We start from the raw sequence: 21,381 nt of genomic DNA, 5'->3' as shown, positions 1-21,381 counted from the left end.
ATGCTGCAGGGAGGGTCAGATGAGCTGGGACGCGCAGCCCGGAAGCACCGATACGGCCGATTTCACGCCCTGGCCGCGTCCCGTCCCGTGGCATGTGCTCAGCGCCGTCAAGAAGGTACTCCTCGTAGCTGCAGTCCTCGTGGGCGTCCATCAGCTCTTCCCGTCCACGAGTTTGGGCTCCTCCCTGAGCAGCACCTTCACCCTCCTCGTGGTGATGTCCTGGCTCGGGCCGCTCAGCCGGATCGTCGCGGCGAGGCCCTGGACCAGGAAGCCCCCCGAGGCGGAGTAGGGGACGCGGGAGACAGGTTCGGGCGGGTTGTCACGAATTCATTAAAACCGCGATACTGTTCGCTTTATGACATTGACCTCCGCCCTTGCCTCAGGCATGATCCCGGCGATGACCACCACGACCACCACGACTGATCCCGCTGCTGCCGGGGCCGCCGCCATCGGAGGCTTCATCGGCATCGTGATCGGCATCGTGATCCTCGGCTTCGCACTGATGGGGATGTTCAAGAAGGCCGGCGAGCCCGCCTGGGCCGCGTTCGTCCCTGTCTACAACATCATCGTCCTGCTGCGTATCTCGGGGCTGTCGCCGTGGCTCGTCCTCCTGACGTTCATCCCCGTCGTGCAGATCGTGGTGGGGGTGCTCCTCGCCATCAACGTCGCCAAGGTCTTCGGCAAGGGCATCGGCACGGTCATCCTGATGGTCTTCTTCTTCACGATCATGTTCTTCGTCCTGTCCTACGGGTCGGCCCGCTACCTCGGCCGCGAGGCGGCCCGCCACCCGCTCGGCCAGGCCCCCCAGCAGGGCCACGACGCCGTCGGCTCCTACAAGACCGGCCAGTACCAGTCCTGACCTGCCGGCCCGGATCCCCGGGCCTCCCCGACCTACGACAAAAGCGAGGCCCCTGGTGACAGGGGCCTCGCTTCATCCGTGCGGAAACTGTGGAGCTTAGGGGAATCGAACCCCTGACCTTTTCATTGCGAACGAAACGCTCTACCAACTGAGCTAAAGCCCCGGGTACTACTTCCGGACACCAACACTGTACCCAAGAGTTCCCGCTACACCCAAAGCGCGAGGGATGCCCTGCCGCGGCACGGCTGTCAGCGGGCGGGCGTAGTCTTCTTCCCATGTCCAGCACCCCCACACCGGCCGCCATCGACCCCTCGCACCATGACGGCATCAGGGCCTGGCCGGCCCTGTGGTCGCTCGTCATCGGTTTCTTCATGATCCTCGTGGATTCGACCATCGTCTCGGTCGCCACCCCCGCCATCATGGAGGGGCTCGGCGCCGGTATCGACAGCGTCATCTGGGTGACGAGCGCCTACCTGCTGGCCTACGCCGTGCCGCTGCTCGTCACGGGCCGGCTGGGCGACCGCTTCGGGCCGAAGCGCATCTATCTCGTAGGGCTCGTGGTCTTCACCCTCTCGAGCGCCTGGTGCGGGCTCTCCGGCACGGTGGAGGCGCTCATCCTCGCCCGGGTCCTGCAGGGGTTGGGCGCCGCGCTCATGACGCCGCAGACCATGTCCGTCATCACCCGGATCTTCCCGCCCGAGCGGCGCGGCGCCGCCATGGGGCTCTGGGGTTCGGTCGCCGGTATCGCCACGCTCGTGGGGCCCGTGCTCGGAGGCATCCTCGTCGACTCCGCCGGGTGGGAGTGGATCTTCTTCATCAACGTCCCGGTCGGCATCGTCGGCTTCATCCTCGCCTCCCGTCTCGTCCCGACCCTGCCCACCACCTCCCACCGCTTCGACATGCTCGGCGTGTTCCTCAGCGCCGCAGGCCTGTTCTGCCTCGTCTTCGGCATCCAGGAGGGCGAGACCTACGACTGGGGGACCATCGCCGGGCCCCTCTCGGTCTGGTCGCTGATCATCACGGGCATCGTGCTGCTCGTCGCCTTCGTGGTCTGGCAGAAGATCAACCGCGGCGAGCCCCTCGTCCCGCTGCGGCTGTTCCGGGACCGCAACTTCTCCCTCGCGAACACCTCCATCAGCGCCATGGGCTTCGCCATCACCACCATGACGCTGCCCCTCATGCTGTACGCGCAGACAGTCCGCGGCCTCTCGCCCACGCAGGCCGCGCTGCTCCTGACCCCGATGGCGGTCATCTCCGGCGCCCTCGCCCCCTTCGTCGGCAAGTTCGTCCAGCGGGGCAACCCCAAATACATGGCGATCGCCGGTTTCGCCGGCATGTCCGTGTCCCTCTTCTGGATGGGTTCCATCCTCACGCCGGACATCCCGATCTGGCAGCTCCTGCTGCCGATCTCCCTGCTGGGTCTCTCCAGCGCCGGGATCTGGGCGCCGGTGTCCCTCACCGCCACCCGGAACCTCGCCCCGTCCCTCGCGGGAGCAGGATCCGGCGTCTACAACACCACCCGCCAGATGGGCGCCGTGCTCGGCAGTGCCGCGATCGCGGCGATCATGCAGTCACGCCTGATGGCGAACCTCGACGGCGGGGGCATGAGTGCCACTCCGGGCGCCGCCCTCCCCGACGAGGCGAAGGCGGGATACGCCCTCTCGATGGGCCAGTCCCTCTACCTGCCGGCCTTCGTCATCATCATCGGCTTCCTCGCCGCACTGTTCTTCGCCAGGCCGCAGCAGAACAACCAGTGGTCGCGGGACACCGGGGCAGCGGGCTCCGCGAAGGGTGCCGAGGGATCGCGTCCGGCGGCAGGCCCCCGGGAGACGACACCCGCCGAACCCTGAGCCGTTGCCTCGGAGAACTACCGGTAGTCTTCTGGCATGGCTGATGAGACGAAGGACACGCCGGATACCGCCGCGAAGGACCCGGACACCCGGGCCAAGGAGGTGTCGGACGACTTCGCCGTCCGGGAGCACACCTCGGCCTCGGGCCTGAAGTACACGACGACGACCGGGCGCCTCGTGCTGCGGCGCGAGGAGACGAAGGACGGAAAGGTGGACGGCTTCAAGCCGAAGGCCGAGATCTTCATCGTGGCCTACACCAAGCAGGACGCCGAGCCGGGCCGGCCCGTCACGTTCGCCTTCAACGGCGGCCCCGGCTCCGCCTCCGTGTGGCTCCATCTGGGACTCCTGGGTCCGCGCCTGGTCGACTCGGGGGATGTCGGCACCATGACCCCCGCCCCGTTCGGGCTCGTCGACAACCCGGGCAGCCTGCTCGAGTCGAGCGACCTCGTGATGATCGACCCCGTGAACACCGGCTTCTCCCGCGTGGTCGACGGCGAGGCGGCCGATGAGTTCCACGCCTTCGTCCAGGACCGGGACCTCGTGGCCGAGGTCATCCGCCTCTGGACGACGCGCAACAACCGCTGGCTCTCCCCCAAGTACCTCGTCGGGGAGTCCTATGGCACGCTGCGCGCCGTCGCGGTGGCCGGGCGCCTGTTCGACGCCTACGGCATGGCGGTCAACGGACTCGGCCTGATCTCCACCGTGCTCAACATGTCCACCCTGCGCTTCTTCCCCGGCAGCGACCTGCCCTACGCGCTCCACCTGCCCACCTATGCCGCCATCGCGCACTACCACGGGCGGCACGGCGACCGGCAGCTCTCCGACGTGCTCCGTGAGGCCGAGGAGTTCGCGGCACGCGACTTCGGCTACGCGCTGACGCAGGGCAGCCGGTTGAGCCCGTCGGAGTACGACGACGTCGTCGCGCGGCTGCACGCCATCACGACGCTCGACGAGGGCTTCATCCGCCGCACGAATCTCCGCTGGGCCTACCACGAGTTCGCGGCCGAGCTCCTCCGCGGGCAGGGCCTCGCGGTCGGACGTATCGACGGCCGGTTCGCCGCACGCCCCGAGAACCAGCAGGCCTCGGACTCGTTCGACGACCCGAGCATGCGGGCGATCACCGGACCGTACTCTGCGGCGATGAACCACTACGTCCGGGCGGAACTCGGCTACGAGAACGACCTGCCCTACGAGATCCTCACCGCCCGCGTCCAGCCGTGGAGCTACCGGACGTTCGAAGGCGCTCCCGTCGACGTCTCCGGCGTCCTCGAGCGGCTCCTCGTGCACAATCCCGCGCTGCGCGTGCACGTCGACTACGGCTACCACGACGGCGCCACGCCCCACTTCGCGGCCGAATACGTCTGGGCCCACATGAACCTCGACGACGCCGCCCGGGCCCGCTTCACGCACCACTATCACGAGTCCGGTCACATGATGTACCTCAACCCGGTAGCACGCGAAGCCCAACTTCGCGCACTGACGGCGTTCGTCACGGAGGACCGGGACACCCGATAATCATCAGTAGGATGATGATTATCGACCGGCCGTATTCTTCGCGGGCGGTCCTCACCGTAAGGACACACCATGCTGCTGAAGAGAATCCTCTGGGCCCTCGTACCCGTCATCGCCTCACGCCTGATGAACAACCGGCGTGCGGGACAGCAATCCCGCGCCGGCAAGACGCGCTACAACGGCACGTCCCGCCGGTAGCAGCACCCGGGCACGGCGGACCAGGAAGAGGCCGGTATCGTACTCCGGGATGAGGCGGGTTTCGTCGATCTGCGTTCCTACGCAGCGATCGGCGACGGCCGGACCGTCGCGCTGGTGGCCCTCGACGGATCCATCGACTGGTACCCGACCCCCGATCTCGATTCGACGCCGGCCTTCGCCCGGCTGCTGGACGCCGACGAGGGCTTCCTGTCCCTCGCCCCCACGGAGGACTTCTCCGTGGAGCGTCGCTACGCGGACGGTTCGAATGTCCTGGAGACCACCTACACCACGGCCGGCGGCACCGTGCGGGTCACGGACTCGCTCAACACGGGCGTGGCCGGCCGGCTTCCGTGGGGCGAGCTCGCCCGGCGCGTCGACGGGCTGACGGGCTTCGTGGAGATGGCGTGGGCCGTCGCGCCCGGCACCTGTTTCGGCACGGCCTCACCGTGGGTCGATGTCGGCGCCGGCCAGCCGATCCTGCGCATCGACGGCGTCGCGCTCGGCGTCCTAGGCCTCGACCACGGCCTCCTGCCTCCCGAGGGGCGGTCCGTCGCCGGCGCCTTCACGACGTCGGCGGGGTCCAGGCACCTGGTCGCCGTCGTCTCCACGCATGACGAGCCGCTCCCGCTCCCGGACCCGCGGACCATCGACGACGGCGTGGACCGCACCATCACCAACTGGCAGGCGTGGTCGGACAGCTTCGCCTACGACGGCGAGTACCGCCATGCCGTCCTGCGGAGCGCCCTCACCCTGAAGCTGCTGCTGCACAGCCCCTCCGGATCGATCGCCGCCGCAGCGACGACCTCCCTTCCCGAGAGCGCCGGGGGCGGCAAGAACTGGGACTACCGCTATGCGTGGGTGCGGGACACCGCGTACACGCTCCATGCCCTCACGCGCGCGGGGCTCCGTGAGGAGGTCCACGCCGCCGTGTCCTGGATGCTGAAGAACCTGCGCTCGCAGGGCGCCGACCTGGAGGTCTTCACCCGGCTGAACGGCGACATCCCCGAGGGTACGCAGCGCCCGGACCTGACCGGCTGGCGCCGGATGGGGCCCGTCGTCGACGGCAATCCCGCCGCGGGCCAGCTCCAGCTCGGCGTGTTCGGGGACGTGTTCGACATCGTGTGGCAGTACGTGCAGGCAGGCCACGCGCTCGATCCGGCGACGATGCGCCAGCTCGCAGACCTCGCGGACCTCACATGCGACATCTGGCAGCGCCGCGACGCCGGCATCTGGGAGCTCCCGGAGGAACGGCATTACGTGACCTCGAAGCTCGGGTGCTGGAACGCGCTGCGGTGCGCCGTGCTGCTCGCCGACCGCGGGCAGCTCCAGGGGCCGGTGGAGCGATGGGCGGCGGAGCGCGACCGCATCCGCGACTGGGTGCACGAGCATGGCTGGTCCGAGGAACGCCAGAGCTACATCTGGTACCCGGGGTCCACCGAGCTCGACGCCTCGATCCTCCTGCACGCGATCAGCGGTTTCGATACGGGACCGCGCATGTCCTCGACGATCGACGCCCTCCGCGCGGAACTCGGTGCCGGCCCCCTGCTCTACCGTTACAGCGGGATGCAGGAGGAAGAGGCGACGTTCGTGGCGTGTGCCTACTGGATGGTGTCGGCGCTGGCCGCCGTCGGCCGCCGTGACGAGGCCGTCCGGCTGATGGAGGAGCTCGTGCCGCTGGCCAACGACGTCGGCATCATGGCGGAGATGATCGAACCATCGGACCATGCCTTCATGGGCAACCTGCCGCAGGGGCTGAGCCACCTCGCGCTGATCGTCGCGGCGCTGACCCTCTCGGGAGAGTCCTGACGCCTACTGGCCGGCGAAGTGGACCCAGACCCCGATGACCCAGGTGGCCCCTGCCAGGCAGGCGAGCGCCAGCTCGGCGAGGATCCCGAAGCCCGTCGCCTTCAGGGCGTGGAGGCTGGACGCCACCGCTTCGCGCGCGTTCCGCTGCCGGGCGAACTCACTCAGGAACAGTCCGAGAGCGAACCCGACGAACAGGCCGACGACGGGGATCACGAACATGCCGACGATCCCCGCGAGCACCCCGACGGTGACGGACCTGCCCGGGATCTGACGCTGCCGGAGCGTCCTGCCGGTGAGGACGAGTCCGGCGGCGAGTCCGGCACCTGCGAGGGCGGTACCGATCGCGAAGACCGTCCAGCCCGCGGTGCTCCCCACCGTGAGGGCCCACACGAGCAGTGACGCGATGATCAGGATGCTGCCCGGCAGGACCGGCACCACGACACCCGCGATCCCGACGGCGATCAGCGCCCCGCACACCACGGTCATGAGCAGCTCGACATCCATGATCACAGTCTTCCATCCCGCGGTGCGGCGCGGCGCCACCGGTCTTTCGAGCCGCCGTCATGGGATACTTCTAGGGATACTAAGCCACCTTAGCGAGCCTGCGGGCCCTGAGATCAGGAGGACCGATGAGCACACCGGGAACAGGGAACACGGATAGCGAGCGCCGCGGCGCCGACCATCCCCAGCACGCCGAAACCCAGGACAACCCCACCGAACTGATGGACACCCACCGCACGGGACCCGGTGACGGCGGCGCGTCGGCCGCGTCGCCGTCGGCCGCGCGGAGCGGAGGGAATGACGGCGGGAACGGCTACGACGCCGGTTCCTCCGCGGACGACGACTCGAGCGGCGATTACGTCCCGGGCATGTACTCCGGCGGCTCGACCGACGGCGGACGCGCCGCCGGGACCGGGGACAGCTCACCGACGCGCCGGCAGGCGGCGCCGATCTCCGCATCGCGGGATGAGCCGCGCCCCGCCGAGGACACCAGGACGCAGGCCCACACGCAGGCCGTCCCCGTGACACCCGTCAGCAAGCGCGACGAGCGCAGCGCTACCGACCGGCCCCTCCCGCGCGGCGCCGCGACCGGGTCGGGCGTCCCCAGCCCGTCCGACCGCAAGCTCCTGCACCAGCGCGAGAAGGAGTACTTCGGAGGCATGAAGTTCGGCTCCGCGTTCTTCGGCTGGCTCACCGCCACCGGCATGTTCGTGCTGCTCTCCGCGCTCGTGGGTGGCCTGGCCGCACTGTTCGGAGTCGGCGCCAACCTCTCGATCGAGGACATCACGGGCGGCTCGGGCGAGGCGCAGACCGCGGCCATCACGGCCGCCGTCGTCCTCGGCGTCATGCTGCTCGTCGCCTACTACACCGGCGGCTACGTCGCGGGACGCATGGCGCGCTTCAGCGGCGCCAAGCAGGGTGTCGCCGTCTGGCTCTGGGCCGTGATCGTGACCCTCGTGCTCGCCATCATCGGGCTCATCGCCGGCAACCAGGCGAACATCACCGAGCGGATCCAGGGCCTCGGCCTCCCGGCCTCGCAGGACTTCACCGGACCCGGGCTCCTCGGCCTGCTCGTGGTGGCCGCCATCGCACTCGTCGGGGCCATCCTCGGCGGGCTCGCCGGCATGCGGTACCACCGCCGGATCGACCGCACGGACTTCGACACACTGGACGAGACCCCGTAGCCGTCCGGCTCGGCGCACGACACCGTACAACCACAGCAGCCCCGGACTCGAAGGAGTCCGGGGCTGCCGTGGTCTGCGGTCGTGGGCTACGGCGTGGGCATGCCGCCGTTGACGTTCAGCGTCTCGCCGAGCACGTAGCTCGACTCGGAGGACGCCAGGAAGACATACGCGGGTGCGAGTTCGGTCGGCTGGCCCGCGCGGCCCAGCGGGGTGTCCTTCCCGAATTCGGGCAGCGCCTCCTTCGGCTGTCCACCCGAGGGCTGCAGGGGCGTCCAGATGGGACCGGGCGCCACGGCGTTGACCCGGATGCCCTTGGGTGCGAGCTGCTGCGCGAGTCCCTTGGTGAAGTTGTTGATCGCGGCCTTGGTGCTCGCGTAGTCCACGAGGGTGGGCGAGGGCTCGTAGGCCTGGATCGACGTGGAGTTGATGATCGCCGACCCGGGCTTGAGGTGCTTGAGCGCCTCCTTCGTTACCCGGAAGAACGAATAGATGTTCGTCTTGTACGTGTGGTCGAGCTGCTCGTCGCTCAGCTCCTCGAGCGACTCGACGGCCACCTGCTTGCCCGCGTTGTTGACGAGGGTGTCCAGTCCGCCGAGGCCGTCCACGGCCTGCTGCACGAGGGAGATGCAGTACGCGGGATCCTTCAGGTCTCCGGGGATGCAGACGGCCGTGCGGCCCTCCGCCTCGATGAGGGCCTTGACGACCTGCGCGTCCTCCTCCTCCTCGGGGAGGTAGGCCAGGGCGACGTCGGCCCCTTCGCGGGCGAACGCGATGGCGACCGCGGCGCCGATCCCGGAGTCCGCCCCGGTGATGAGGGCCTTGCGACCCGTGAGCCGGCCCGTGCCGCGGTACGAGGTCTCGCCGCGGTCGGCCGCGATCTTCATCTCGGACTCGAGCCCCGGCTCCGCCGTGTGCTCGGCAGGCGGGGTAATGCTCTCGAACCTCGTGACGGGGTTCTGGAAGGTGTACTTGTCGGTCGATCCTGCAGTGCTCTCGGAGGTCATGTGTTCTCCCTGGGGTAAGTGCGTGTCCTGCGTCGCGGCGGACGCAGGGACGAAGGTCGGCCAGCCGGTAAAGCTAAGCCTACTTATGACCTTAGGGGCGCGGGGTGGACACAGACAAGTCGACCGATGGCGCCGGTCCGCTCTGGCGGGGAGCGGGCTCGGGCGCTACCGGTGGCAGGAAGGCCGGCCCGGCGGAACGAGGACGCCGGCGACGCGCTAGAAGATGACGGAGAACAGACCCGCCCCGATACTGAGGACCAGGGCGGCGACGAGGAGCCAGACGATCGGGGTGCGGAGCCTGCGCATGAGATTCATAGGCGCCGAGTCTAGTCGCCACCCGTCGGCCACGATGCATCGACCCCGAACGGAATGCCACACCTAGCCTGGGGCCACCGGACGGGCACGGGCCAGGCGCTTCAATCCGTCGGCCGGGTGGACGGGCTCCGGCCACCGCGGCTGCAGGTCGTCGCCGAGCGTGACCTTCCGCAGGCGCCGCCCGAACATCGGGACCACCCATTCCCCGAGCCAGACCGTCTCACGGCGCAGTCCGGCCACCAGCCCCGCATACCCCTCCCGTTCGGGCAGGCGGGGCGTGAGGGAATGGTCGACGCCGAGGACCCGCAGCACGTGCGCCGCCAGGTTCCGGTGCCCCGCGGGCGACATGTGCAGCCGGTCGGCATCCCACAGTCCCGGATCCGAGTACTCGTCGAAGCACCAGTAGTCCACGAGGACGGCGTCGTACGTGCGCGCGATGCGCCGCACGTGGTCGTTGTAGAGCCAGTTGCGGCGCTTCATCGGCTCGAAGACGGGGCTCAGGGGGATGTCGAACCCGGTGAACAGGAGCGGGCGGGCGCCCGACGCGGCGATGCGCTCCACCATGGACTCGTACTCCCGCATGAGCGCCCCCATGTCGGTGCGCAGCTCGAGGATGTCGTTGCCCCCGGCGTAGAGGCTGACGAGGGTCGGCTCAAGCGCCAGCGCGCGGTCCACCTGCTCGTCCCGCACATGGTGCAGCCGCTTGCTGCGGATCGCGAGGTTCGCGTACTCCCAAGCGGGGTCCTGGCGTGCCAGCTGCTTGGCCACGCGGTCCGCCCAGCCCCGCACCCCGTTGGGGAACGAGGCGTTCCAGTCACCGACCCCCTCGGTGAAGGAGTCTCCGATCGCCACGAACCGTCCAGCCATTCGATTGAGCCTAGCCCCGCCGGGCGACCGCCGGACCATCGGGCGGCGAACGGACGGTGAAGCCGGGAGGAAATAATTCCTGCCCCGCGGTGGCTGTTCCGGACATGGAACAGCGCATCGCAGTCACAGGGTCCACCGGCACCGTGGGCGGACGTGTCGCCCGGGAGCTCGCCGCGGAGGGGGTGCCGCTGATCCTCCCGGTCAGGTCACCGGACCGGGCGCAGCACCTCCCCGAGGCCGTCGTCCGGCAGTGCACCTACGACGACGCCGACGCGTCCGTAGAGGCGCTCGCCGGCGTCGATGTCCTGTTCATGGTCTCCGCCGCGGAGGAGGCAGACCGCGTGGCGACCCACCGCACCTTCATCGACGCGGCGAAGGCGGCGGGTGTGCGCCACGTCGTCTACACCTCGTTCCTCGGCGCGGCCCCCGACGCCACCTTCCTCCTCGGCCGGGATCACTGGGCCACGGAGGAGTACCTGCGCCGGTCCGGCATGGCCTGGACCTTCCTGCGTGACAACCTGTACCTCGACGTCGTGCCCGCCCTCGCGGAGGACGGCGTGATCCGCGGTCCGGCCGGGGACGGGCGGCTCTCCGCCGTCGCCCAGTCCGACGTCGCGCGGTCCGCCGCCGCGGTGCTGCGGACGCCTGCGGACCACGAGGGGACGGCGTACAGGCTGACCGGCCCCGAGGCCTTCACCCTGGCCGAGGCCGCTGCCCTCCTGACGGAGCTGGCACCGGCGACCGTGCGGTTCGAGGACCAGACCTACGACGAGGCGATCGCCTCCAGGGCCCACCACGGCGCGCCCCGCTGGCAGGTCGAGGCCTGGGTGAGCACGTACACGGCCATCGCGCGGGGCGAGATGGCCGGGGTGTCCCCCGACGTCGAGCACCTCACCGGACAGCGCCCGCTCGGCCTCCGCGACCTCCTCTCGGCGCAGGGCTAGGGTCCCGGATGCGCAAGGACGTCGTCCCGGACCCCGCGAACAGCCGCGCGTTCTACAAGTTCCTGACCTCCGTGGTCGTGCCACGCCCCATCGCGTGGGTCTCGTCGACGTCGGCCGACGGCGTGGACAACCTCGCGCCGCACTCGTTCTTCACGATCGCGTCGGTCAACCCGCCGATCGTCCAGTTCACGTCCGTGGGCCGCAAGGACTCCGTGCGCAACATCGAGGCCACGGGCGAATTCGTGGTCTGCTTCACGCCGGAGGAGCTCTTCGAGACCGTCAACGCCACCGGCACCGACTTCCCGCCGGACGTCAGCGAGTTCGACGCCGTCGGCCTCACCCGGGAACCGAGCGCGACGGTGCGGCCACCCCGGGTCGGGGAGTCCCCCGTGGCGCTCGAGTGCCGGCTCCACCTGATCCAGGAGATGGGCGACTGCACCCTCGTCTTCGGTGAGGTGCTGCATGCCGTGGTGTCGGAGGACGTGCTTGACGGCGACCTCCCCTCGATCACCGCGCTCAGGCCGCTCTCGCGGCTGGGGAAGAACGAGTGGGGGTCCGTGGGGACCATCCGGGGGATCTCCCGCATCCCAGTGGCGGACTGGCCCGGGCACTACCGGGGGATGCACACCACCCCCTGATGCGGGCATTGTCCGCGAGGAAGGGCTGCCCAGGCCCGCGGACTCCACGCCTGGATCACCCGCCGCCAGGGCTACCTCTTCTTCCCCCTGCTCACCCTCGAAGGCATCAACCTCCACGCCCGCACCATCACCGGCCGCTGGATCGAACTCACCCTCCTGGCCACCCGCTTCGGCGCCTACCTCGGTATCCTCTTCTGGTTCCTGCCCCCCCCCGGCATGGCCCTCGCGTTCCTCGGCGTGCAACTGGCCGTGTTCGGCCTCTACATGGGCCCTGAGTACCACGCGGGGCACCGGAGGAGAGGATACTAAGGGAGCTTTCTTCTTTTCCCCCACGCCGTTACCGTGGAGAGATGTTCTTCCTCTTCGGCCTCACCACACGTGAGCACCTCCAGTCCACCCGCTCCGCCTCCTGCCGCTACTGCGGGATGTTCGCTCAGCAGCAGGTGATCCAGCGCAGGACGAAGATCTCCGTGTTCTTCATCCCGCTCCTCACCGTGAAGAAGACATGCATGCAGGTCTGCACGAACTGCGGCGCGACCTCGCGGATCAGCGGCCTGGAAGAACGCGCCCTAGCTCACTGAGCAGGACCACGGTCCTCAGCTGCCGACCGCACCGATGGTGCCCCTGACCATGCTGACGCTCGAGTGGGCGGGGTCCCCGTCGAAGGGCTCGTCGGAGATGTCCACGATGGGGTACTGCGCCAGGTCGATATCGGCCGGCACGGTGAAGCTGCCATGGTCGGCCTCCAGCAGCCCGACGCTGTACATCTCCTGCAGGTCGGGGGCGATCAGCCACACCTGCCGGAACCCCTCGGGCGTCGCCCCGGTGAGGTCGACGTCGAGGCTGCGGATCCCGTTGTCGGCGCGCGAGATCGTCGCCTCCCCGGATCCCGAGAAGCCGGGCAGCGGGTCCAGTTCGGCCTGCGCCAGGATGACGACGTTCTCGCCCGGGCGCAGGGACTCCCACCCCCAGAGCGCGCCTCCACCCACGAGGACGCCCACGCCGGCGGCGACCGCCAGCCATCGGGTGGAGAACTGCCGACTCCTGCGTCCCGGCAGCTCCCTGGCCGCAGCGAGGGACCGCACGTTCGTCGATGACCCGGAGCGGGATTCGGCGCCGTCCGCACGCAGTCCGGCGGGCAGGCCGAGCTCGGCCTTGATCGCCTCCCAGACCGCCGGGTCCGGCCGCTCCAGGACGCTCACCGAGCCGTCGGCCTTCGCGATGGCTACCACGCTGTGGAGTCCGTCCACCTCGGCCGCACACGTGCCGCACTGCCCGAGGTGCTCCGCCGACAAGGGCTCGAGTGGTTCACCCAGCGCAGCGAGACCGACGGCGTCCGGGTCAAGATGCTGCATTCCACTCCCCCAATCGATGACGTAGGTGCACGAGACTCCTTCGGATGTGGCTCTTGACGGTTCCCAGGGGGAGATTCATCCGCGCGGAGATCTGTTGATGTGTGAGGTCTTCGTAGAAGGCCAGCTTGAGGATTGAACCCTGGGGCTCTCCGAGCCGTTCGAGCTCCGCCCCGAGGACCACGCGGTCGGTGATGGTGTCGACACCGTGGTCGAGGATGGCCCCGGCTTCCGGGGCGACGCCGGCCCGCACCACCAGGTGTTCCTGCCGGCTCCTGGCCGACAGCGAGTCGAGTATGACATTCCGGCAGATCCCCATGATCCAGGCCGGCACCACCCCCGATTCCGGGTCGAAGCGGTCCCGGGACCGCCAGGCCCTGACGAACACGTCCTGGGTGACGTCGGCGGCGGCCGCACGATCCCTCAGCGATCGCAGGGCGATCGTGTACACGAGCGGGGAGAAACTCTCGTATGCAGCGGTCATTGCGCGCTCGTCCCCTGCGAAGAAATCCAGGTCGAGCTGCCTCGTCCACTCGGGGCTCGGAGATGCCACGTGTCACTCCTCAAGCCGGGGCCGGTGCCGCACCGGTGCGGCGTCCTGCGATCCTAGGCTCTTACCCCATCAGACTCAGAGCGGTAAGGCTGTGAGCACTACATTATCCTCATAGTCTCCTTCATCGGGCAGCCATTCACCCCCGCAGGTGATGATCTTGAGCTCGTGGTCGCCGTCGCGCTTGAAGATCTCCGATCCGTTCAGCGTGGCCTTCGGGACGTTCCGCACGTCCGAGACCGCGTAGGCCAGGGACCGGCCGTCCTCGAGCCCCACCGTGACGATGGTTCCGATCGGCACGTCCTTCAGCTGGGCGAAGGGCATCACCTCCGTGAGGCTGTCGACGTGGGCGGCGATCACCGCGTTGCCGGCCTCCGCACCGGGCGCGGGGCCGTACCGGTACCACCCCGCCTCGTAGAAGCTGTCCGGGATGACCATCGCGTTGTTCTCCTCGATACCGACGTCCACGACCTTCACCGAGATGTCGGTGCCGTCGATGGCGAGCGATACCGGGGCCGGGTCCCGTGGCTGGAGCGCGCCGTCCGCCGGCTGGACGGGCACCTCGGCGACCGCCGTCGGTGGCGCGCCTGGGTTGCTCGGGGCGGCGCCGTCCGCCGCAGCGTCCCGGGCGCCGTCCGCGGGGGCGGGCCGCGCCGAGGCGGGCGCGGTGATGGCAGGTGCCGGGTCCGCCGGCGCCGGGTCATCGGCCTGCGCGCATCCCACGAGGAGGATGGAGGCGAGGACCGCCGCGGGGATCGCTGATCGTCTGGAACGCACTGTCGGTAACTCTCCTGCCTAGGGTGACGTGCCGGGCGGGGAGGAGGGAAAGGCCTCCCCGCCGGGCACGACTGGCCTCGGAACTGCCGGCGTCAGATCCGCGCGGTCCGACGACGGGCGACGGCCGCCGCACCGCCCAGCAGGACCAGGAGGAATGCCCCCATCCCGATGGCCGCTCCGTTGTCGTCCTGGGCTGCGAGGCCGGACTGGCCTCCGGGGACGGCGCCGGGTGAGGAGTGGAGCCCCTCGATGGTCTGCGTGGCGAGCGCGAGGTTGCCGGCCTCGAGGCTGCCCCACGCGTAGACGATCGTCGACGTGCCTTCAGGGAGGTTCAGGTCGGCGGGGCCGATCACCGGGGCGGTGGTACCCGTGGCCGCAACCGTCGCCGATACCATCCCGGGATCGGTGGTCAGCGAGGCCTCGCCCGGATTGCTGAGGTTCTGGACGATCGGCGTGCCTCCCGCCAGGACGTCGACGGCCGGCGCGGCCGCGACGTGCCGGACCGTCAGCCGTGTCTTGCCGGCCTCGATGGTCGAGACGTCATTGGTGTAGAAGTTCGCCGTCGGCTGTCCCGCCGCATCGAGATTCGCCGTCGCGGTGTAGTTTCCACCGGCCTCGAGCTTCACGTCGACGGGGCCGATCACCGGCGCGCTGGCGTCCGCGGCGTCGGCCGCCGTGATGGCCAGCTGGTAGTCCCCTGCCGGCAGGGCGAGCGGACCGGCCAGCGTACCCGGCGCGAAGTTGTCCAGCGTGAGGGCGCCGTTGACGTAGACGTCGACCGTGAGGTCGGGGACGCCGTGAAGGACGGACAGGGACGCGTCCGCAGGCGCTTCGGCGGCGGTTGCCGGGGCGGCGATGGACGCTGCTCCCAGGGCTGCGACGGCTCCAATGGCGTACAGGCTTCGTTGCATTGCTACTCCTTGGTGTGGCCCCGTGACGGGGCTCTTTCGCTGACACCCGGTACTACCCGGCTGCGAGGCGATTTGGATGCAAGGAGCGCGAAGTATTTTTTTGCGGTCAGGCGTTCCAGAGCCCGTAGGAGTCCGCGAGCGAGGAGATCTTCTGCGCCCGGGCCAGGCGCGGCAGGTAGGATCCGTCGCCCACCACGGCCCCGGCGGCATGCTCGCGGAGGAGCTCGGAGGCCCAGCTGATCTCGGACTCGCTGGGCGACAGCCCGCGGTTGATGGTGTCGGTCGCGTCGGTCAGCAGGCACAGCTTGCCGGTCATCCCCATGGAGGCCGTGACCTTGCAGGCCGCGAGCAGCTCATCCCCCAGGGCGCCGACGGTAGGCCCGTCGATCGGTCCGGGCAGCTGCCCCACGCGCGAGGCGACCACGAGCTTGGAGCGGGCATAGGCGAGCGCCATCGGGTCGTCGGAGGCTCCGGTGTCGCGCCGGAAATCGCCGACGCCGAATGCGAGGCGGAAGGTGCCGGGGGCGCTGGCGATCGCCGTCGCGTTCTCGATACCGAGCGCCGATTCGATGAGCGCGAGCACCGGCGTGCCGGCCTGGAGGCGCATGGCCGTGTGCGTGACCTGTTCGGGCTTCTCGGTCATGGCGAGCATCACCCCGCGCAGGCCGGGCGCCCTGGACAGGGCGGCCAGGTCGTCGGCCCAGTACTCCGTCTCGATGCCGTTGACCCGCACCCACGCCGTCATGCCGGTGGACAGGGCCTCGACCACGCGCTCGCGCGCCTCGGCCTTCCCCGCGGCGGGGACGGCGTCCTCCATGTCGAACACCACGGAGTCGGCTTCCGAAGTGAGGGCGGGGATGAAGGTGTCCTCGGAAGCCGCGGAGGCCAGTAGCCAGGATCGTGAGAGCTTGGCGGGAAGCGCGGCGGCGCGGCTGTTTCTGAGGAAGGTGGCCATGCTCAAACACTACTGAGGATCGCTCCGGGTTACCCAATGGATATCACGGCATCACGTGAACACTACGACCAAAAACGTCCGGACGAGCCTGATCTGCGTACGGGAACCTGCCGTGAAGGCCTCGGCTCACCGTCCAGCGGGCCCCGGTTCGTCGCGCGTGGGATGCGACATCGTGAGCTCGTCCGCAGAACCGATCCCGGAGGGGTCTGCCACGAGCATCGCCCTGCGGTCCTCCTCGGTGCCCGTCGCAGCGGCGGCGGTCCGGGTCAGCAGGGCCAGCTGGCGATCGAGCGCTGCCCGCCGCTCGGGGGGCGCGACGGTCAGCAGATCCTCCAGCGCCGCCCGGAGGCGCCTGATGACCTGGGGTGATCCCGCGCCGGCTTGCCGGATCTCGTCGAACGCGATGCGCACGTAGCCGTCCCAGTGCATCGTCGGCACGGTCAGCCGCAGCGTCCCGTCCCTGTCCTCGTAGCGTCCGGAGTGCAGCGGGCGCCGGGCGATCTGGCGCAGGATGTCGTGAAGACGATCGATGGACTGCAGAGCGGTGGTGGGGTCGTCGAAAGGCCCGGCCGACAGGGAGCGCTCGGCGATGTCCACCAGCATCCTCACGCCGTAGGCCACGTCCTGGTTCATGGTCCGTTCCGGGCCGGTGGCGACGGCCCTGCTCACGGCGCCGTGGGAGATGCCGGACGGATCTCCGACGATCCGAACGAGCGGGGCGCCCCTCGGCACGAAATCCCCCACCGCCCACAGCAATTCGAACTGACAATCCGCTTTCGTGGCCAGGAGGGTCAGGCGGTCGTGGTCGATGGTGAAGATGACCCCACCGTTCGGCGAGGAGACGAGGCCGGGGTCGGCGTCCGCCGTCGTCCCCGATCCCGGGTAGACGCGATCGAGGGTCTTCATCGTGTCGCGGGCCACCCAGCCGACGAGCGCTGCGGCGCGCAGTGACTGACCGATGTGGTTCAGGTACCAGACGAGTGTTGCGATGCACGTGAGCACCAGCACGATGGCGATGAGGACCGCAAGGCCGGGGACGGTCCCGCCGTCGGGAGTCGTCTTGATCGCCCGTATGGACAGCAGGGCGTGGCTGAACGTACCCGCGAAGAGACCGAGCGCTATCTGGCTGGGGCGGTCCTGCAGGATCTGCCGGACGATCCGCGGTGAGAAGCTGCCCATCGCGAGCTGCACGACCAGCACCAGCAGCGAGAGCACCAGCCCGGTCAGGGTCAGCATCGAGAACGCGATGAGATAGAGGATCTGCATCGCTGCCGTCGTGTCGCCGGTGACGCTCTGGGGGATCATGCCTCCGTCATCGATCGACGTGGTGATCAGCGACAGTGCGATCCCCGCGAGGATGAACAGCACGGGGACGACCCACAGACTCGTCTTGAGCCAGTGTTCGAGGCGGAATCGTCTCATGACCGTCTACTTCTGAACCATCGGGTGCACCCCATCAACTCTTGCCCGGTCCGCGTTCCTCGTGCAAGGGCTCCCGCATCACCGGCCTGTGGTCGCCGCCACCACGATTTCCTGCATAGGGCGCCACGATGCCCGGAGATGATGCGGTCGGGCGGCGGTCCCGCCCGACCGCATGACGGGCGCCGCCACCCTTGACCCCCACCGAAGCGCGGCCTAGCATTCGTATACGATTTCGTGCCGATGGCAGGGACGACGGCGTCCCGCCCGGATCACGGCACACGAGTGGTCACGCACTGCAAAAACAAGGGAGTTTTTCATGGCACTAGCGTCAGAGCGTCCGGACGCACAGTCCCGGGACGGCATGAGCGCGGCTGACCGCAAGGTCCTCGCGGGGACCATGGTCGGCACCACGATCGAATGGTACGACTTCTTCATCTTCGCCCAGGCCGCCGGCCTGGTCTTCGCATCCCTCTACTTCGGCCCCCTCGAGGGCGAGAGCCCCGGCCTCGCGCAGCTCGTCGCCTGGGCCACGATCGGCATCAGCTTCTTCTTCCGGCCGCTCGGCGCCGTCATCGCCGGGCGCCTCGGTGACCGCATCGGCAGGAAGGCGATGCTCGTCTTCACGCTCGTCATGATGGGCTCCGCCACCGCGCTGATCGGCCTGCTGCCCACCTACGCGCAGATCGGCATCTGGGCGCCGATCCTCCTGATGCTCCTGCGCATCCTGCAGGGCTTCTCGGCGGGCGGGGAGTGGGGCGGCGCCGCACTCATGGCGGTGGAGCACGCACCGACGAACAAGCGCGGCTTCTGGGGCGCCTATCCCCAGATCGGTGTCCCCGTGGGCATGATCCTCGCGACCCTCGTGCTGTTCCTGCTCCGCAGCACCCTGTCTCCCGAGGACTTCCTCGCCTGGGGGTGGCGCATCCCGTTCCTGCTTTCCGTCGTCCTGATCGTCGTCGGCTACTTCATCCGGGCCGCCGTCGCCGAGAGCCCCGTGTTCAAGCGCATGATCGAGCGCAAGAGGGACACCGCCACTCCGCTGCGCGACCTGATGCGGACGCACAAGCGGCCGGTCATCCTCGCCGCCGTCATCTTCATCGGCAACAACGCGGCCGGCTACCTCGTGATCGCGTTCCTCTCCTCCTACGCCCAGAGGATCCTGGGCATGCCCGCCGCACCGGTCCTCCTCGCCACGCTCCTGGCGTCCTTCGGCTGGCTCATCTTCACCCTCTACGGCGGCATCCTCTCGGATCGCATCGGGCGGGTGCGGACCTTCCAGATCGGCTACGGACTGATCTTCGTGTGGATGATCCCGATGTTCATGATGATCGACACCCGGAACGTCTGGGCCTACGGCATCGCGATCTTCGTGCTGACCATCGGCCTCGGCCTCTCCTACGGGCCCATGTCCGCGATGTACGCCGAGATGTTCCCGGCGAACGTCCGCTACTCGGGCATCGGCATCGGCTACGCCCTCGGCGCGATCCTGGGCGGCGCCTTCGCCCCGCTCATCGCCGAGGCCCTGCTCAAGAGCACCGGGTGGTCGGGCTCGATCGGCCTCTACATCATGGGGCTCTGCGCCATCTCCTTCATCGGCGTGACGCTGGTCAAGGAGACCAAGGGGGCACCGCTGGAGGCGGAGAAGGACGACGCCGGCGCGGGGCACCGCTCCTGACCGGCGGACGTCGTCGGGCCTGGCCCGCCGCATCCTCGTGAAGATGCCCACTGACCGCACCGGGTCGGTGGGCATCTTCACGGCTGCCCACCGAGCAGGGCCGACGGGTGGGCAGGGCAGGCGGGTAGGCAGGGCAGGCGGGTAGGCAGGGCAGGCGGGTAGGCAGGACCGGCGGGTAGGCAGGGACGACGGGTGGGCAGGGACGACGCCACGGTCCGACGCCGGGAGCCTCGCACCGAAGCCGTCCCCGCTATAGTTGCAACCGTCGGGTGCCAGGGGCGCCGTGCCTGAAAAAGAGGCAATAAGGGCCGCCGCCCGAGGCACATACGGAATTCACCCACCAAGTCCCCGGGTGACCGTGTGCCCGCACCAGCGCCCCGGGGACTTCGCCTGCAAGGATCCGACCATGGCCACCGTGTCCGCCCGCATCGTCTCCGCCCTCCTGCCCGCCACCACCGAGGTCTTCGGCGTCATGGGCAACGGGAACGCGCACTTCCTCGACGCCGTCATGGCGGCGCCGTCGCTGCACTTCACCGCGGTGCGGCACGAGGCCGGGGCGGTCGCCGCCGCCGACGCCTACCACCGCGCCAGCGGGGGCCTCGCCGTCGCCACCACCACGTACGGCGCCGGATTCACGAACGCTTCGACCCCGCTGGCCGAAGCCGTGCAGGCGGGTATCCCGCTCGTCCTCGTGGTCGGCGACGCGCCCACGACCGGTGCACGCGCGTGGGACATCGACCAGTCCCTCGTGGCCAAGGGGCTCGGCGCCACGACCTTCACGGTGTCCGCCACGGATCCCCTGGCGGTCACGACGGCTGCGGTCGAGCACGCACTCCGTCAGCGCGAGGCCGTGGTCCTGGCCATCCCGTACGACCTGGCGTCCACCGAGGCAGCGGACGAGGAAACCCCCGGGGCGCCGGCTCCCGGGCCCCGCCCGGCACCGGCCTCAGCGGACCTCGAACGCATCGCGGCCCTGCTCTCGTCCGCCGAGCGGCCCCTGGTCCTGGCCGGCCGCGGCGCCTGGGTGAGCGGGGCCGCCGCGGCGGCGGGAGCTCTCGCGGAGCGTCTCGGCGCCCTCACCGCCACCTCCGGCCTCGGGGCGGGGCTCTTCGGGGACGACACCGCCGCCCTCGGCATCGCGGGCGGCTGGGCGTCGGACCGCACAGCCGGCCTCATCGAGCAGGCCGACGTCGTCCTGGTCCTCGGTGCGCGACTCAACCAGTTCACGATGCGCTTCGGCCACTCCTTCGGCGTCGACGCCCGGGTCGTCCAGGTGGATCTTGCTGCCGGTCCCACCTCAGCGGCCGTCACCGACTTCGTGCACGCCGACGCACGCCTCACCGCCGAGGCGCTCGCCGCCGCCGTCGAACGCCGCGAGGGCGGGCGTCGGTGGAGCACACGCGCCGCCGGGGAGGCCCTGCGCGCCCACGACGCGCGCGACGACGGCGAGCCGACGGCGCCCGACGGCCGCCTCGACCCGCGGAGCCTGTGCCGGGCACTGGACCGGATGCTGCCCACGGACCGGACGATCGTGCAGGACGGCGGCCACTTCATCGGATGGGCGCCCGGCTACCTGCACGTCCCCGCGCCGAATCGCATGATCATGGTGGGCACGGCGTACCAGACCATCGGCCTCGGCTTCCCCAGCGCCGTGGGCGCGGCCCGCGCGCTGCCGGGCTCCACCGTCGTCCTGTGCACGGGGGACGGCGGCGCGCTCATGGCCCTCGCCGATCTCGAGACGTTCATCCGGACCGCACGCCGCGCGGTCGTCGTGGTCTTCAACGACGCCGCCTATGGGGCCGAGATCCACCAATATGCCGTTCGCGGCATCCATTCGGGGCCGATGCTCATCGACGAGGTGGATTTCGCCGCCGTCGCAGCGGCCTTCGGGGCGCGGTCAGCGACCATCGCCTCGCTCGGGGACCTCGCCGGGGTGGCGGGCTGGCTCGCCTCCGACGACGACGGCGTCCTCCTGCTGGACTGCAAGATCTCCCGGCAGGTCGTGGCCCCCTACATGCAGGAAATCGTCGCCGTCGCCGCCCGGGTGGGCTCCCGCTGAGG

At 69.6% G+C, this 21,381-nt stretch carries 21 protein-coding genes and 1 tRNA gene; 12 read left to right on the top strand and 10 right to left on the bottom strand.

The window, feature by feature from the left end:
- The first annotated feature begins 19 nt into the window (after positions 1 to 19).
- Both IWX63_RS09980 and IWX63_RS09975 read left to right on the top strand, forming a co-directional pair.
- Positions 20 to 289 carry a hypothetical protein gene (locus IWX63_RS09980; RefSeq protein ID WP_199278010.1) on the top strand — a complete coding sequence of 90 codons (270 nt, stop codon included), beginning with the start codon at positions 20 to 22 and terminating at the stop codon, positions 287 to 289.
- A gap of 108 nt (positions 290 to 397) precedes the next feature.
- Positions 398 to 859: a DUF5684 domain-containing protein gene (locus IWX63_RS09975; protein ID WP_199278009.1), complete on the top strand. Its 462-nt coding sequence runs from the start codon at positions 398 to 400 to the stop codon at positions 857 to 859.
- 90 nt (positions 860 to 949) lie between these two features.
- On the opposite strand, the gene IWX63_RS09970 is transcribed toward IWX63_RS09975, so the two are convergent.
- Positions 950 to 1,022, bottom strand: a tRNA-Ala gene (locus IWX63_RS09970).
- 112 nt (positions 1,023 to 1,134) lie between these two features.
- Here IWX63_RS09970 and IWX63_RS09965 point away from each other — a divergent pair.
- The 4 genes from IWX63_RS09965 to IWX63_RS09955 all read left to right on the top strand — a co-directional run bounded on the left by IWX63_RS09965 (position 1,135) and on the right by IWX63_RS09955 (position 6,225).
- On the top strand, positions 1,135 to 2,709 hold the full coding sequence (locus IWX63_RS09965) for a DHA2 family efflux MFS transporter permease subunit (protein ID WP_199278008.1): 1,575 nt from the start codon (positions 1,135 to 1,137) through the stop codon (positions 2,707 to 2,709).
- A 36-nt stretch (positions 2,710 to 2,745) separates the two neighbouring features.
- Positions 2,746 to 4,224, top strand: coding sequence for a S10 family peptidase (locus IWX63_RS09960; protein ID WP_199278007.1), 1,479 nt, complete (start codon positions 2,746 to 2,748; stop codon positions 4,222 to 4,224).
- A gap of 69 nt (positions 4,225 to 4,293) precedes the next feature.
- On the top strand, positions 4,294 to 4,419 hold the full coding sequence (locus tag IWX63_RS16815; protein ID WP_334685778.1) for a hypothetical protein: 126 nt from the start codon (positions 4,294 to 4,296) through the stop codon (positions 4,417 to 4,419).
- Positions 4,420 to 4,455: 36 nt separating this feature from the next.
- Positions 4,456 to 6,225: a glycoside hydrolase family 15 protein gene (locus tag IWX63_RS09955; protein WP_199278100.1), complete on the top strand. Its 1,770-nt coding sequence runs from the start codon at positions 4,456 to 4,458 to the stop codon at positions 6,223 to 6,225.
- 3 nt (positions 6,226 to 6,228) lie between these two features.
- On the opposite strand, the gene IWX63_RS09950 is transcribed toward IWX63_RS09955, so the two are convergent.
- Complete coding sequence (locus IWX63_RS09950) at positions 6,229 to 6,729, bottom strand: DUF456 domain-containing protein (RefSeq protein WP_199278006.1); 501 nt, start codon at positions 6,727 to 6,729, stop codon at positions 6,229 to 6,231.
- A gap of 125 nt (positions 6,730 to 6,854) precedes the next feature.
- Between IWX63_RS09950 and IWX63_RS16810 the strand changes: the two genes are divergently transcribed.
- Positions 6,855 to 7,910 (top strand): YrzE family protein, encoded by a 1,056-nt coding sequence (locus IWX63_RS16810; protein WP_334685777.1) that lies wholly within the window; start codon positions 6,855 to 6,857, stop codon positions 7,908 to 7,910.
- An 86-nt stretch (positions 7,911 to 7,996) separates the two neighbouring features.
- Here the strand turns inward: IWX63_RS16810 and IWX63_RS09940 are convergent, their stop codons facing one another.
- On the bottom strand, positions 7,997 to 8,914 hold the full coding sequence (locus IWX63_RS09940) for an SDR family oxidoreductase (protein WP_199278005.1): 918 nt from the start codon (positions 8,912 to 8,914) through the stop codon (positions 7,997 to 7,999).
- A 378-nt stretch (positions 8,915 to 9,292) separates the two neighbouring features.
- A complete protein-coding gene (locus IWX63_RS09935; protein ID WP_334685776.1) occupies positions 9,293 to 10,096 on the bottom strand; it encodes an SGNH/GDSL hydrolase family protein in 804 nt (267 codons plus the stop codon).
- 104 nt (positions 10,097 to 10,200) lie between these two features.
- Here IWX63_RS09935 and IWX63_RS09930 point away from each other — a divergent pair, with 104 nt between their 5' ends.
- The 3 genes from IWX63_RS09930 (at position 10,201) to IWX63_RS09920 (ending at position 12,259) form a co-directional block, all read left to right on the top strand.
- Positions 10,201 to 11,040 (top strand): SDR family oxidoreductase, encoded by an 840-nt coding sequence (locus tag IWX63_RS09930; protein WP_199278003.1) that lies wholly within the window; start codon positions 10,201 to 10,203, stop codon positions 11,038 to 11,040.
- 8 nt (positions 11,041 to 11,048) lie between these two features.
- The gene (locus IWX63_RS09925; protein ID WP_199278002.1) at positions 11,049 to 11,678 is read left to right on the top strand and encodes a flavin reductase family protein; all 630 of its coding nucleotides are present in this window, start codon (positions 11,049 to 11,051) and stop codon (positions 11,676 to 11,678) included.
- Between the two features lie 350 nt (positions 11,679 to 12,028).
- Positions 12,029 to 12,259: a zinc-ribbon domain-containing protein gene (locus IWX63_RS09920; RefSeq protein ID WP_199278001.1), complete on the top strand. Its 231-nt coding sequence runs from the start codon at positions 12,029 to 12,031 to the stop codon at positions 12,257 to 12,259.
- Between the two features lie 15 nt (positions 12,260 to 12,274).
- On the opposite strand, the gene IWX63_RS09915 is transcribed toward IWX63_RS09920, so the two are convergent.
- The 6 genes from IWX63_RS09915 to IWX63_RS09890 all read right to left on the bottom strand — a co-directional run bounded on the left by IWX63_RS09915 (position 12,275) and on the right by IWX63_RS09890 (position 17,645).
- Complete coding sequence (locus IWX63_RS09915) at positions 12,275 to 13,033, bottom strand: anti-sigma factor domain-containing protein (protein WP_199278000.1); 759 nt, start codon at positions 13,031 to 13,033, stop codon at positions 12,275 to 12,277.
- Positions 13,020 to 13,583 (bottom strand): RNA polymerase sigma factor, encoded by a 564-nt coding sequence (locus tag IWX63_RS09910; RefSeq protein WP_334685775.1) that lies wholly within the window; start codon positions 13,581 to 13,583, stop codon positions 13,020 to 13,022. The genes IWX63_RS09915 and IWX63_RS09910 overlap by 14 nt, the downstream gene beginning before the upstream one ends.
- A gap of 75 nt (positions 13,584 to 13,658) precedes the next feature.
- On the bottom strand, positions 13,659 to 14,357 hold the full coding sequence (locus IWX63_RS09905; protein WP_334685774.1) for a class F sortase: 699 nt from the start codon (positions 14,355 to 14,357) through the stop codon (positions 13,659 to 13,661).
- Between the two features lie 92 nt (positions 14,358 to 14,449).
- Complete coding sequence (locus IWX63_RS09900; RefSeq protein WP_199277999.1) at positions 14,450 to 15,268, bottom strand: DUF4397 domain-containing protein; 819 nt, start codon at positions 15,266 to 15,268, stop codon at positions 14,450 to 14,452.
- A gap of 106 nt (positions 15,269 to 15,374) precedes the next feature.
- Positions 15,375 to 16,223: an HpcH/HpaI aldolase/citrate lyase family protein gene (locus IWX63_RS09895; protein WP_199277998.1), complete on the bottom strand. Its 849-nt coding sequence runs from the start codon at positions 16,221 to 16,223 to the stop codon at positions 15,375 to 15,377.
- A 126-nt stretch (positions 16,224 to 16,349) separates the two neighbouring features.
- Positions 16,350 to 17,645, bottom strand: a complete 1,296-nt coding sequence (locus tag IWX63_RS09890) for a DUF2254 domain-containing protein (protein WP_199277997.1) — start codon at positions 17,643 to 17,645, stop codon at positions 16,350 to 16,352.
- Positions 17,646 to 17,961: 316 nt separating this feature from the next.
- Between IWX63_RS09890 and IWX63_RS09885 the strand changes: the two genes are divergently transcribed.
- Together IWX63_RS09885 and IWX63_RS09880 are read left to right on the top strand one after the other, a co-directional pair.
- Positions 17,962 to 19,320 (top strand): MFS transporter, encoded by a 1,359-nt coding sequence (locus IWX63_RS09885; RefSeq protein WP_334685773.1) that lies wholly within the window; start codon positions 17,962 to 17,964, stop codon positions 19,318 to 19,320.
- Positions 19,321 to 19,726: 406 nt separating this feature from the next.
- Complete coding sequence (locus IWX63_RS09880) at positions 19,727 to 21,379, top strand: thiamine pyrophosphate-binding protein (RefSeq protein WP_199277996.1); 1,653 nt, start codon at positions 19,727 to 19,729, stop codon at positions 21,377 to 21,379.
- Positions 21,380 to 21,381 lie beyond the last annotated feature (2 nt).

The sequence above is a fragment of the Arthrobacter sp. CAN_A2 genome (assembly GCF_015752045.1).
Lineage (GTDB): Bacteria > Actinomycetota > Actinomycetes > Actinomycetales > Micrococcaceae > Arthrobacter_D.
This window is presented reverse-complemented; position numbering and strand designations above follow the sequence as displayed.